Origin of the sequence: Enterobacter sp. RHBSTW-00318 (assembly GCF_014101375.1) — a bacterium.
Taxonomy (GTDB): domain Bacteria; phylum Pseudomonadota; class Gammaproteobacteria; order Enterobacterales; family Enterobacteriaceae; genus Enterobacter; species Enterobacter ludwigii.
In genome coordinates, this window is the sequence record NZ_JABXQH010000001.1 from 1266909 (window position 1) to 1279686 (window position 12778).

Genomic DNA, 12778 nt, shown 5'->3' on the forward strand with positions numbered 1-12778 from the left:
GACTTATGCCCTCTCCCATCAAGGAGAGGGAACCTGTCTTTAAGCGGCAATTTCGGTTGCCGCTTTGCTTTGACTTTCGAATGAAATTAAATTTGTGCTCTCCGTCACCTTGTTATTAGAATGTTTCAAACGCAGTGACTCAGGAGCACAGTATGACCGTAAAAGTTATCGTCACCGATATGGACGGAACTTTCCTTGATGATGCCAAGCAGTACGACCGCGACCGCTTTCAGGCACAGTTTGAGCAGCTTAAAGCCCGTGATATTGAATTTGTTGTCGCCAGCGGCAACCAGTATTACCAGCTCATCTCCTTCTTCCCGGAACTGAAAGATCAGATCTCCTTCGTGGCGGAAAATGGCGCGCTGGTGTTCGATCACGGTGAGCAGATTTTTCACGGTGAACTGACCCGCCATGAGTCGCAAATTGTCATTGGCGAGTTGCTGAAAGACAACGCGCTCAACTTTGTGGCCTGTGGGCTGGAGAGCGCCTACGTCAGCGAACGGGCGCCGGACGCGTTTGTGGCGCTCATGTCAAAGCACTACCACCGCTTAAAACGCATCCGTGATTACCGCGAAATTGACGACGTGCTGTTCAAATTCTCCCTGAATCTGCCGGACAGCGATATCCCGAATCTTGTCGACAAACTGCACGTCTCCCTCGACGGGATTATGAAACCCGTCACCAGCGGTTTTGGGTTTGTCGATTTAATTATCCCGGGCCTGCACAAAGCCAACGGCATTAGCCGTCTGCTGAAGCGCTGGAAAATCTCCCCACAGGCGTGCGTGGCCATCGGCGACAGCGGCAACGATGCGGAAATGCTGAAGCTGGTGAAATACAATTTTGCCATGGGCAACGCGGCGCAGAGCATCAAAACGATCTGCCGCTACAGCACGGATGACAACAACCATCAGGGCGCACTGAATGTGATTCAGGCCGTGCTTGACGACCACTCCCCGTTCGACGCGTAATCTCTCTCTTGCCGGAGCACTGCTCCGGTACCTCACTCTTTTTCCATCCTGTGGCACTCGTCAAATATTTAAACTTGCATTAACTAATTTTTAACTTAAAGTATCACTTGTAGATATTTTTACTTTCGAATGAAAGATGCGAGGCAGTTATGACGTTTACCAGTGAAAGTTTGCCTGAGGACCATAAAGCAGCGATTCGTCAGTTGAAGCGTGAATTACGAGCGCAGATCGGAGACGTTCAGGCGGTATTCGACACGCTCAGCGATAAAATCGCGACCCGCGTGGCGGAAATTAATGCCCTGAAGAACAAAGGTGAAACCGTCTGGCCGGTTATCCCGTTTGCGGATGTGAAAAACGGGACGATCACCCAGGCACAGCGTGACGCGGTCAAACGCCGTGGCTGCGCGGTGATTAAAGGTCACTTCCCTCGCGAGCAGGCGCTGGCGTGGGATCAATCGATGCTCGACTACCTCGATCTCAACCGGTTTGATGAGGTCTATAAAGGTCCGGGCGATAACTTCTTTGGTACCTTAACCGCCTCACGTCCGGAAATTTACCCTATCTACTGGTCGCAGGCGCAAATGCAGGCTCGCCAGAGTGAAGAGATGGCGCAGGTACAGTCGTTCCTGAACCGTTTATGGACATTCGAGAGTAATGGCAAACAGTGGTTCGATCCGGACGTCAGCGTCATTTATCCGGACCGTATTCGTCGTCGCCCACCGGGTACCACCTCTAAAGGGCTGGGCGCGCATACCGATTCCGGCGCGCTGGAGCGCTGGCTGCTGCCGGCCTATCAGCAGGTCTTTGCCCGCGTTTTTGACGGCAACGTGGATAAATACGATCCGTGGAACGCCGCACACCGTACCGAAGTGGAAGAGTACACCGTGGATAACACCACAAAATGTTCTGTATTCCGCACCTTCCAGGGCTGGACGGCGCTGTCAGATATGATCCCGGGTCAGGGGCTGCTGCATGTGGTGCCGATCCCGGAAGCGATGGCCTACATTCTGCTGCGTCCGCTGCTGGATGATGTCCCGGAAGATGAACTCTGCGGCGTCGCGCCGGGACGTGTCCTGCCGGTCTCCGAGAAATGGCATCCGCTGTTAATCGAAGCGCTGAGCAGCATTCCTGCACTGGAAGCAGGCGATTCCGTGTGGTGGCACTGTGACGTGATCCACTCCGTTGCACCGGTGGAAAATCAGCAAGGCTGGGGCAACGTAATGTATATCCCTGCCGCCCCGATGTGCGAGAAAAACCTCGCCTATGCGAAAAAAGTGAAAGCAGCGCTGGAAACCGGTGCATCGCCGGGCGATTTCCCGCGCGAAGATTATGAAAAAAACTGGCAGGACCGCTTTACCGTGAACGATCTGAATATTCACGGCAAGCGTGCCCTGGGCATGGCTTAACTGTCGTATAACCCTTCCCGCTCCACGGCGGTGCGTCGTTTCCCCTGACGTATCCGCCGGACAGAACCCCGCACGGCCAGCGTGCCGTTAAGCAATAACGTTCCCACCGGCGCATCCGGGCGCATCAGCCGTTGCTGAAGCATATGCACCGCTTCGGTTCCCAGTTCATCGCGCGGTACGTGCACCGCCGTGAGCGGAACATCCTGAATGGCCGCCAGATTAAACCCGTCAATGCTCATCACCGAGATATCCTGCGGCACACGCAAGCCCTGTTTTTGCAGCGCACTGATGGTGCCCGCCGCCATAAAATCGCCGCCGACCAAAAATGCGGTGGGCAGATCCTTACCCTGCATTTGACGGAGCCAGGAGGTGACCAGCTCTTCCGTTTCACGCGCGCTGAAGCTCGGAGCCACCAGCAGATCGCGTTTATCGTTGAATTTCAGGTTGTGAGATTGCCACGCATCGCGGATCCCGGCCAGACGCAGTTCCATGGTGTAACGCCGCAGGCAGAGGACATTCATCACCTCACGGTGTCCCATTTCAAACAGATAGTCCGCGGCCCGCTCACCTATCGCGCGGTGGTCCGGTGCCACTGCAGGCAGGCGCATATGCCGGTCGCGGCAGTTAATCAGCATGCAGGGTTTACCCACATCCACCGCCAGATCGTGGATATGCGGATCGTCGATACCGAGAAGAATAGCGGCCTGTGTCTCCGGCTCGTTCATCCGTGCCAGAAAAAGCTGTGCGTCGCTGTCATTCTCTTCCAGCGCGCAATAACGCAGACGGACATCGTGGGAAGCAAGGCCTTTACTCACGCTCTGGATCACCCGGTAGTAAAAGATGTCGGACCGCTCGTCAAAGGCGCGCTGTGGCGCAAAAACCACCAGGCTGTTGAGCAGCAGACGCCCCGCCGCCAGACCGTCCATCACCCCCAGCTCCCGCGCACAAGCCAGTACTCTGGCGCGCGCTTTTTCACTGGTGTTCGCTTTTCCTGCCAGTACCCGCGACACGGTGCTGATGGAAAGCTGCGTACGGGCGGCAATTTCGGTGATTTTTAGCCTTTTGTCCATTTTGTGATCTGGCTCCATTTGCGAAATGAAAAAATTTTCATAGCGTACTCATCAGGCAGTAACGGGCATGAAAAGCATCATGCCAGATGATTTATGTCATTGATGAGAAATTTTGCACAAAATCCACTATTGCCCGCTCATTTTCTCCCTTAAGGTGAATTTGTCACACCACTTCCATACTAGTTGTATAGCAACTTCTAAATTAAAACGGATAGAAATCAAAGCCATAAAAATCTGTGTGACACCTGAACCTCCGTCCCCTTACCGTCCGTCTTGTGGAGAGTAAAATGAGTCAGGACATCAATAACACCGTTGCGACAAGCAAAACCCGTCGCGTCATTAAGAACCTGCGCTGGTATGTGCTGGTGCTGTTCTTACTGGGCGTCACCGTTAACTACATCACCCGAAACTCGCTGGGTATTCTCGCCCCTGAGTTGAAAGAGAGCCTTGGGATCACCACCGAGCAATACTCCTGGATCGTCGGGGCATTTCAGATTGCCTACACCATTTTCCAGCCTCTGTGCGGCTGGTTGATCGACGTGATTGGTCTGAAGATTGGCTTTATGGTTTGCGCCGGGATCTGGGCGCTGATGTGTATTTTCCACGCCGGGGCGGGCAGCTGGCTGCACCTGGCTATTCTGCGCTTCTTTATGGGTGCTTCTGAAGCGGCCGCCACGCCGGCGAATGCGAAAACCATTGGCGAGTGGTTCCCGAAATCGGAACGTCCTGTCGCGGCCGGTTGGGCGGGCGTAGGGTTCTCCATTGGCGCGATGCTGGCACCGCCCATCATCTATTTCGCGCACGCCTCGTTTGGCTGGCAGGGCGCGTTTATGTTTACCGGCGTGCTGGCGCTGCTGTGGGTGATCCTCTGGTGGGCTTTTTACCACAACCCGGAACAGCATCCGAACCTGAGCAAGGACGAACTGGCGTTTATCAAGCAGGATAACGAACCGCCTGCGGTAAAACTGCCTTTCCTCACCGCGCTGAAAAATGTCTCCAAAAATAAGCGCTTCTACGGTATCGCCCTTCCGGCGTTTATGGCCGAACCGGCCTGGGCCGTGCTGAGCTTCTGGGTTCCGCTGTATCTCGCCAAAGAGCACGGCATGGATTTGAAGCAGATTGCGATGTTTGCCTGGCTGCCGTTCCTTGCCGCGGACCTCGGCAGCGTGGCAAGCGGCTACCTCACCCGTCTGTATGCCCGACTGTTCGGCTGCAGCCGTGTGAACTCGGTGGTGGCCAGCTCCGTCACCGGCGCATTCCTGATGATCTCCCTGGCCGTCGTGGCCATTACCCGCGACCCGTATATCACCATCGTGCTGATTTCCATCGGCGGTTTCGGGCATCAGATCATCTCCTGCATGCTTAGCGCCCTGGTCGTGGAGTCATTTGATAAAGGTCAGATGGCGACCGTTAACGGCATGCGCGGCTCGGCGGCCTGGATCGCCAGCTTCCTGTTCTCCCTGTTAATTGGGGTGACCGCCGACAAAATCGGCTTTAACCCGCTCTTTATTGCCATGGGGTTCTTTGACCTGATTGGCGCTGTTTTCCTGGTGGCATTTATTGCTGAACGTCGCGCCAAGCGCGCCTGATAGTGGATGTATTGCGTATGAAAACCCTGAAAAGCTGGACCGTTGATAAGCAGTCGGCAAATCATCTGGAACTGCTGGTCGATAACCAGCACCGTCTGTGCCTGTATGTGCTGGAAGAAAATCTGTTCCGCGTGCTGATTAAACGCAAAGGTGAGCTGACGCTGGATCGCACCTGGAGCATCGCCCCGCAGCAAGATGTGCCGTGGGAAGGTCGCCGCCGCGACGATCTGAGTGGTTTCACCTGCCCCGCCTGGACGCTAACGCAGCAGGACGACGTGCTGACGGTTGCTACCGAACAGCTGCGTGTGACCGTGCATCAGCCGCTGTGGCTGGAGTGGCACTACCGCAATGAGGCGGGTGAATGGCAGCCGCTGGTCAACGACCGTCCGACCAGTGCCTATCTGCTGAATGCCCATGGCGACGGTGCGGCGCACTACCTGAGCCGCCGCAAGGATGAACGCTTCTACGGTCTGGGTGAGAAAGCCGGCGATCTGCAGCGTAACGGTAAACGCTACGAGATGCGCAACCTTGATGCAATGGGCTACAACGCGGCCAGCACCGATCCTCTGTACAAACATATTCCGTTCACCCTCACCCGTCGCGATGACGTGAGCTACGGGCTCTTCTACGACAACCTGAGCAGCTGCTGGCTGGATCTGGGCAACGAGATTGACAACTATCACACCGCCTATCGTCGCTGGCAGGCGGAAGCGGGCGACATCGATTACTACCTGTTCACGGGCAAACGGGCGCTGGACGTGACCAAAGCTTTCGTGCGTCTGACCGGGAAAACGCTCTTCGGGCCGAAATGGAGCCTGGGTTACAGCGGTTCGACCATGCATTACACCGACGCGCCGGATGCGCAGAACCAGCTGATGAACTTTATCCGTCTGTGCGAAGAACATGCTATTCCCTGCGACTCGTTCCAGCTCTCTTCGGGCTATACCTCGATCAAGGGCAAGCGCTACGTCTTTAACTGGAACCACGACAAGGTGCCGCAGCCGAAGGTGATGACCCAGGCTTTCCACGACGCGGGGTTAAAGCTGGCGGCCAACATCAAGCCATGCCTGCTGCAGGATCACCCGCGCTATAACGAAGTTGCGGAAAACGGGTTGTTCATCCGCGATTCAGAAACCGACGCGCCAGAACGCTCCAGCTTCTGGGATGACGAAGGTTCTCACCTCGATTTTACCAATCCACAGACGGTGAAATGGTGGCAGGAAGGGGTAACCACGCAGCTGCTTGAGATGGGGATTGACTCCACCTGGAACGACAACAACGAATATGAAGTGTGGGATGGCGAAGCCCGCTGCCACGGCTTTGGCAAGGAAATCGCGATCAAGCACATTCGCCCGGTGATGCCGCTGCTGATGATGCGTGCCTCGCTGGAAGCGCAGCAGCGTTTTGCCCCGGAAAAACGTCCGTATCTCATTTCCCGCTCCGGCTGCGCGGGCATGCAGCGTTACGTCCAGACCTGGAGCGGCGATAACCGTACCAGCTGGGATACCCTGCGCTATAACACCCGCATGGGTCTGGGAATGAGCCTGTCCGGGCTGTTTAATGTGGGGCATGATGTCGGTGGCTTTTCTGGCGACAAACCCGACGCGGAACTGTTCGTACGCTGGGTGCAAAACGGCGTGATGCATCCGCGCTTTACCATTCACTCATGGAATGATGACCACACCGTTAACGAGCCGTGGATGTATCCGGGCGTGACGCCGGCTATTCGTGGTGCCATTGAATTACGTTATCGTCTGCTGCCGTACCTTTATACCCTGCTCTGGCAGGCGCATACCGACGACGAACCGATGCTACGCCCGACCTTCCTCGACCACGAACACGATGCGCAGACGTTTGAGGAGAACGATGATTTCCTGCTGGGTCGCGACCTGCTGGTGGCAAGCGTGGTGGAGGCCGGGCAGCGCGAGCGATGCGTCTGGCTGCCGGATAACGAAACGGGCTGGTACGATTTTTACACCCACGAGTGGTTCGCTGGCGGGCAGTGGATCGTACGTGATGCGCCGCTGGAGAAATTGCCGATGCTGGTACGTGCCGGTGCGGGTCTGCCGCTCAGCGAACGCATTACGCATGTCAGCGCGGAAAAAGACACTACCCGTGAGCTGAAACTGTTCCCGGTGAAAGGCGTCGGTTCAACCGCGGGCCTGCTGTTTGAAGACGATGGTGAAAGCTGGGGCTATCAGAACGGCAATGCGCTGTGGGTGGAATGGGACATGGCATGCGACGGTGCCACCATCAACCTGAAGGTCAGTGCGCGGGGAGATTATCGTCCGGCGTGGAAAGCGCTGAAGATATCGTTACCGGCCGGGGAAAAACGCACGCTGCTGGTGAATGGTATTGAAGGGAATGAGTGGGCAGTGTAGTGCGGCCTGATGCCCGCTCCCGCCGGGAGAGGGCATCAAACACAGGCCCGGTAGGCGTAGCGCCACCGGGCTTTTTTTAACTCTCGATACCTTTACTGCGCAGGTAATCTTCGTAGTTACCGGTGAAGTCCACCACGCGCTCAGGCGTAATTTCGATCACGCGGGTCGCCAGCGAGCTGACGAATTCACGGTCGTGAGAGACGAAGATCAGGGTCCCCTGATACATCTCCAGCGCCATGTTCAGCGATTCGATAGATTCCATATCCAGGTGGTTAGTCGGTTCATCCATCACCAGGATATTAGGTTTTTCCATCATCAGCTTACCGAACAGCATGCGCCCTTTTTCACCACCGGACAGCACTTTAGCAGGCTTCTTGATGTCGTCCTGGCTGAACAGCAGACGACCCAGAATGCTGCGCACCGCCTGCTCGTCGTCGCCTTCCTGCTTCCACTGGCTCATCCAGTCGAAGACGGTCAGGTCGTTTTCGAACTCGTATTCATGGTCCTGTGCGTAGTAACCAATCTGCGCGTTTTCAGACCACTTCACGGTACCGTTATCCGGCTGCAGTTCGCCGACCAGGGTTTTCAGCAGGGTGGATTTACCCACGCCGTTGGCACCCAGAATGGCAATCTTCTCGCCCACTTCCAGCAGCAGGTTAAAGTTTTTAAACAGCGGACCGTTTTCAAAACCTTTAGCCAGAGCTTCCACTTCCAGCGCATTACGGAACAGTTTCTTGTCCTGCTCGAAGCGTATGAATGGGTTCTGACGGCTGGACGCTTTCACTTCATCAAGCTTGATCTTGTCAATCTGACGCGCACGAGAGGTCGCCTGGCGAGATTTAGAGGCGTTCGCGCTGAAGCGGCTGACGAAAGACTGCAGATCAGCAATCTGGGCTTTCTTCTTGGCGTTATCCGCCAGCAGACGTTCACGCGCCTGCGTGGCTGCCGTCATGTACTCATCGTAGTTGCCCGGATAAACGCGCAGCTCGCCGTAGTCCAGGTCCGCCATGTGTGTACACACCATGTTCAGGAAGTGACGGTCGTGCGAGATGATGATCATGGTGCTGTCGCGATCGTTTAGCGTCTGCTCCAGCCAGCGGATGGTGTCAATGTCCAGGTTGTTCGTTGGTTCGTCGAGCAGCAGGATATCCGGATTGGAGAACAGCGCCTGCGCCAGCAGAACACGCAGTTTCCAGCCTGGCGCGACTTCGCTCATCGGGCCGTAATGTTGTTCTACCGGAATACCCACACCCAGCAGCAGCTCGCCCGCACGCGCTTCCGCAGAGTAGCCATCCATTTCGCCGTACAGCACTTCGAGATCGGCCACTTTGTAGCCATCTTCTTCGCTCATCTCCGCCAGAGCGTAGATGCGATCGCGCTCCTGCTTCACTTCCCACAGCTCCGCGTGTCCCATGATAACGGTGTCAAGGACGGTGAACTCTTCAAAGGCGAACTGATCCTGACGCAGCTTACCGATGCGCTCGTTTGGATCGAGCGAAACGTTGCCCAGCGTCGGCTCTAAATCACCGCCGAGGATTTTCATAAAAGTAGATTTACCGCTACCGTTGGCGCCAATCAGGCCGTAACGGTTGCCGCCGCCAAATTTGACGGAAATGTTTTCGAACAGCGGCTTACTGCCAAACTGCATAGTGATGTTGTTGCTAAGGAGCAAAATTGATACTCTCTACTAAGTGATTGAAAGGATTAGAATATGCAAAAGCAAAACGGGTTAGCTTACAGTTACATACGATTTTCGAGCAAGAAACAAGAACAAGGCGACTCAGTGCGCAGACAGACAGAACTTGCCGAAAAATACTCTATTGCTAACAATCTTACCCTATCTGAGAAAAACTTTCAGGACTTGGGAATTTCAGCGTTTAAAGAAGGCAACAGACCGTCGCTTGGTGACATGCTTTCTGCTATCGAGCAAGGAGCAATCGAATCAGGTTCAACGATAATCATCGAGAGTCTTGACCGCTTGAGTCGTCGGGGTATCGATGTGACTCAACAGATAATCAAGTCAATCTTACAACACAACGTCTTTATAGCGAGCCTGACAGACGGTCTATTACTCAACAGAGAATCAGTTAACGACCTTGTAAGCGTGATTAGAATCGCTCTGGCTGCTGACCTTGCGCATAAAGAATCAGAGAAGAAATCACAGCGTTTGCGTGAGACAAAACAGCAACAAAGAAAAGCTGCTCTTTCTGGTAAAGTAATCAACAAAATACTGCCATTCTGGTTAGCAAGAGAAAAAGACCAGTTTGTTTTCTCTGACAGACTCGACGCAGTAAAAAGAATTATCGAACTCAAGAAAAAGGGACTTGGCACGAATAAAATAGCTAAGACATTAAACGATGAAGGATTCAGACCATTACGTTCTGCTGGTTGGAATCACACAACTGTTGGTAAAACTCTTAGTTCAGTTGCGTTATACGGTGCTTATCAAACATCAGAAACGACGAAAGACAGAAAAGTTATTCTGTTGGATATTATCGATAATTATTATCCAGCAGTAATTAGCAAAGAAGACTGGATGTTATTACAGTCTGATGCAAAGCAGAACAAGCCGGGATATAAGTCAGATAAAAACGCTTTCACAGGGCTGTTAAAGCACTCTTGCGGAGGTGCGTTAGTCAGAAAATTCCATGTTGTTACTGGTAAAACGTATCAATACCATGTTTGTGCTAATGCTCGCGATGGTAAATGCACCGTTACGCAGAATTTTAAAAACATGGAGATTGCTCTTTATAAAATCTTAAAGCACTTAAAGATGGAGAAGAAAACCTCTGTTGATACGACAATTGCACAAGAACGCGCTCAATTAAAAGAGCAAATCGACAACTTGAACGGAATGCTTCTAACAATGAAAAAAGTTCCTATGAGTGTTCTTGAGACAATCGGCAATCTTGAGGAAAAGCTACAGGAACTCGACCAGCAGTTTAAACAACAATCTGATATGGTATTAGCTGAACAATCAGTCGATTTCAACCTCCTGTCGGAAATCAAAGATCCTATCGAATTAAACATGATGCTTAAACGAGTTATAAAAGAAATCACGGTATTTAATCTTAAAAAATCTTGGCGAATAAAAGTTCAGTATCTGAATGGTCATTCTCAGAGTTTCCGATGGGATGGATATAGTATGAGTTTTGTTTCTGACAGCAAAAAACTACTGGAATACATGAACGCTGAGAAAGAGCAATTGGATAACTAACTACAACCATAAATGTAACAATACGTATTGCATTTAACTAAATGTTAACCACGTTAATATTTTACGTAGCATCCTTGACAAGCTAACATAAGACAAAATCAGAGCTTCGTGTTTTAATCTATTGAGTTTCTTACTCATTAACTTCAAAAGGAATCGAAATGAAATTACCAATTGTTGATGTATTTGAGAACCCATACGAATCCTGGACCTGCAGAAAGGCCAGTCAGGAAGAAATGATGGCTGTCTACAGGGCTACTGGCAAATTTGAAACTCATATCAAAGATAAACTGATTGCAAAAATTAAAAATCACTTAGATGCAGCAAAACACATGGCAAAAAGAGGTTCGGATAATGGATTAGAGAATTTCATTGACCGATATCTTGACAATAGCGTCAATTATAAAGAACTAAGACGCGCTATGCCTTCAAAAACTCCAAAAGTGTTATTTGACTATCAACAAAAATATCCTAATTACTCAGTAACCGAGGTGGATAAAGAAATCAATAGCATCGGTCATACACTAAGCGAAGGTCAATATCTTTTTCATGGTGGTGCATGGCTAAATGGAGCATCAAATCAATTCAAATTAACAGCACCACTTTCAACAAGTTTTTGTCCTCAAGTTGCATTAAGAAATGCTGAATGGAGAGGGAAAGCATATGATAACAATAAAATAGAGTTATTTGTATTACATACAGTGAATCCTATCACTAATGTTTTTGCTTTTCCTAGAAAGAATTCAAGTATGGGAAATGAAAAAGAGATTCTTTTTGCATCAGGGGCGACCCTGATTAGGCGAGCCACTCATTTAATACGTGATGACTATCCGGCTGGAAAATATGAACATAAGGATAAAAAAATCCCAATCTATGTAGTAGAAGTTGACATTTCATAATACAATTCATGAGGGAGCAACAGCTCCCTTATTTTACGCTCGTCCATTTCGATTCTGAGTTCCATTTTCCGATTCGAGAAAAGAACGTGTCTTGTTCATTACCCGGATAACTACGATGAACACCATCGGAAGCGTGATTTCTTGCAGATTTCTCAAGAACTTCCCAGATTGAGTTCATAACAGCTTCGGTTTCGTTTTTCGCTTCATTATCATCGTATTCGATGTTAACTGTTAATTTATCCATAGAGCCTGTGAACAGATTAAAACTCTCTGTTGGACTGCCAGTATTAGGATTCAGAAAACAAATATCAATTTTAACGTCTGCTCTGTTTAAAGCTTTCGTTCGAATCAAGTTGATATATTCTTTTCGGATATTAGCCAGCTTAACGGTCATTCCGATGTTATTAATTTCTTTTTCTTCGCTGATTGAACTGATATCAGTAAAGTCACCAGCGGCAATATAATTCTTACCTTGATATTGCAAGTCGTAATAAGCATCAGTTAACAACAGTTCTGTGCCGTTATGCATCTTAATCTGAACAAGATGAAACAACGTGCCGACACTGAACAACTGACCAGTAGTCAGTTCTGTATAATTAGTGCCGTTAAAATCGTTATACGCTTCGATGAAGTCAGGGTCTTTTCTTAGTCTGTTAAATTGGTCTTTTACTGACATTACACCACCTCTGTTGCAGTAAGTTTAATATTTGAAATCGATTGAAGATCTAACGGAATAGTATCGTTCGTCAGGATGAATCGCCCTTTCGTTCCTCTGTAATTCACAGTCTCACCAGCTTGAACGTTCTGCAACAGATTCGGAAAGAGTTTCATCTCTCCACCTGCTTTGACATCCTCCGTGACGGTATAAAGCTTGGAGTGATTCTGAAACTGAACTAATGTTCCTGCTTCTAAAGTATCGGTGAAGCTGTTCAGAGTGACCTTACGCGCTCCTTTGTTAGCTGTAACAGATGCTTGAATAAGTCCCTGAGCCGAACCTTTATAGTCAGTCAAGTAGCTTAACGGAAAGTCAAACGGCTGACCTTGTTGATGCATCGCGATAAAGCGTTGAACGTGTCTTGTGTCTTGCGACATATAATTCACAGTGAAATTCAATTCGAAATATTGCACGCCTGTATAACGTTTCTGAAAACGTCCTGATACTGCTCTGTTAGAGAAAAACGGAGCATTTGATTTAAGCTGAACATCGGTCAGCCTAACGTCTGTGTCTAATAGATTCATAAGTCCTCTCAT

General features: G+C 50.7%; 10 protein-coding genes. 6 read left to right on the forward strand and 4 right to left on the reverse strand.

Annotation, left to right across the window (positions count from 1 at the left end; all coding sequences use genetic code 11):
- Positions 1–152: 152 nt before the first annotated feature.
- The gene (locus HV157_RS06265; RefSeq protein WP_025204614.1) at positions 153–968 is read left to right on the forward strand and encodes a Cof-type HAD-IIB family hydrolase; all 816 of its coding nucleotides are present in this window, start codon (positions 153–155) and stop codon (positions 966–968) included.
- Between the two features lie 149 nt (positions 969–1117).
- Positions 1118–2374, forward strand: coding sequence for a DUF1479 domain-containing protein (locus HV157_RS06270; protein ID WP_068795073.1), 1257 nt, complete (start codon positions 1118–1120; stop codon positions 2372–2374).
- Here HV157_RS06270 and HV157_RS06275 read toward each other — a convergent pair.
- Positions 2371–3444: a LacI family DNA-binding transcriptional regulator gene (locus tag HV157_RS06275; RefSeq protein WP_047366374.1), complete on the reverse strand. Its 1074-nt coding sequence runs from the start codon at positions 3442–3444 to the stop codon at positions 2371–2373. The genes HV157_RS06270 and HV157_RS06275 overlap by 4 nt on opposite strands.
- Positions 3445–3731: 287 nt before the next feature.
- Here HV157_RS06275 and HV157_RS06280 point away from each other — a divergent pair, with 287 nt between their 5' ends.
- Entirely contained in the window at positions 3732–5033 is a 1302-nt protein-coding gene (locus HV157_RS06280; RefSeq protein ID WP_020884899.1) for an MFS transporter, read from the forward strand.
- A gap of 17 nt (positions 5034–5050) precedes the next feature.
- A complete protein-coding gene (locus HV157_RS06285; protein WP_182268380.1) occupies positions 5051–7414 on the forward strand; it encodes a glycoside hydrolase family 31 protein in 2364 nt (787 codons plus the stop codon).
- Between the two features lie 76 nt (positions 7415–7490).
- Here HV157_RS06285 and HV157_RS06290 read toward each other — a convergent pair whose 3' ends face one another.
- A complete protein-coding gene (locus HV157_RS06290) occupies positions 7491–9086 on the reverse strand; it encodes an ABC-F family ATPase (protein WP_182268379.1) in 1596 nt (531 codons plus the stop codon).
- Between the two features lie 39 nt (positions 9087–9125).
- On the opposite strand from HV157_RS06290, the gene HV157_RS06295 reads away from it, so the two are divergent.
- Positions 9126–10631 (forward strand): recombinase family protein, encoded by a 1506-nt coding sequence (locus HV157_RS06295; RefSeq protein WP_001171815.1) that lies wholly within the window; start codon positions 9126–9128, stop codon positions 10629–10631.
- A gap of 158 nt (positions 10632–10789) precedes the next feature.
- Positions 10790–11527 carry a hypothetical protein gene (locus HV157_RS06300; RefSeq protein ID WP_182378432.1) on the forward strand — a complete coding sequence of 246 codons (738 nt, stop codon included), beginning with the start codon at positions 10790–10792 and terminating at the stop codon, positions 11525–11527.
- A gap of 28 nt (positions 11528–11555) precedes the next feature.
- Here HV157_RS06300 and HV157_RS06305 read toward each other — a convergent pair whose 3' ends face one another.
- Positions 11556–12203 (reverse strand): DUF2163 domain-containing protein, encoded by a 648-nt coding sequence (locus HV157_RS06305; RefSeq protein ID WP_000111578.1) that lies wholly within the window; start codon positions 12201–12203, stop codon positions 11556–11558.
- Positions 12203–12766, reverse strand: coding sequence for a hypothetical protein (locus HV157_RS06310; RefSeq protein ID WP_001050350.1), 564 nt, complete (start codon positions 12764–12766; stop codon positions 12203–12205). Before HV157_RS06310 ends, HV157_RS06305 begins: the two co-directional genes overlap by 1 nt.
- Between the last annotated feature and the right edge of the window lie 12 nt (positions 12767–12778).

Coding starts and splice junctions, on each gene's coding strand:
- HV157_RS06265 (WP_025204614.1), top strand. CDS start 153: ATGACCGTAAAAGTTATCGTCACCGATATGGACGGAACTTTCCTTGAT.
- HV157_RS06270 (WP_068795073.1), top strand. CDS start 1,118: ATGACGTTTACCAGTGAAAGTTTGCCTGAGGACCATAAAGCAGCGATT.
- HV157_RS06275 (WP_047366374.1), bottom strand. CDS start 3,444: ATGGACAAAAGGCTAAAAATCACCGAAATTGCCGCCCGTACGCAGCTT.
- HV157_RS06280 (WP_020884899.1), top strand. CDS start 3,732: ATGAGTCAGGACATCAATAACACCGTTGCGACAAGCAAAACCCGTCGC.
- HV157_RS06285 (WP_182268380.1), top strand. CDS start 5,051: ATGAAAACCCTGAAAAGCTGGACCGTTGATAAGCAGTCGGCAAATCAT.
- HV157_RS06295 (WP_001171815.1), top strand. CDS start 9,126: ATGCAAAAGCAAAACGGGTTAGCTTACAGTTACATACGATTTTCGAGC.
- HV157_RS06300 (WP_182378432.1), top strand. CDS start 10,790: ATGAAATTACCAATTGTTGATGTATTTGAGAACCCATACGAATCCTGG.
- HV157_RS06305 (WP_000111578.1), bottom strand. CDS start 12,203: ATGTCAGTAAAAGACCAATTTAACAGACTAAGAAAAGACCCTGACTTC.
- HV157_RS06310 (WP_001050350.1), bottom strand. CDS start 12,766: ATGAATCTATTAGACACAGACGTTAGGCTGACCGATGTTCAGCTTAAA.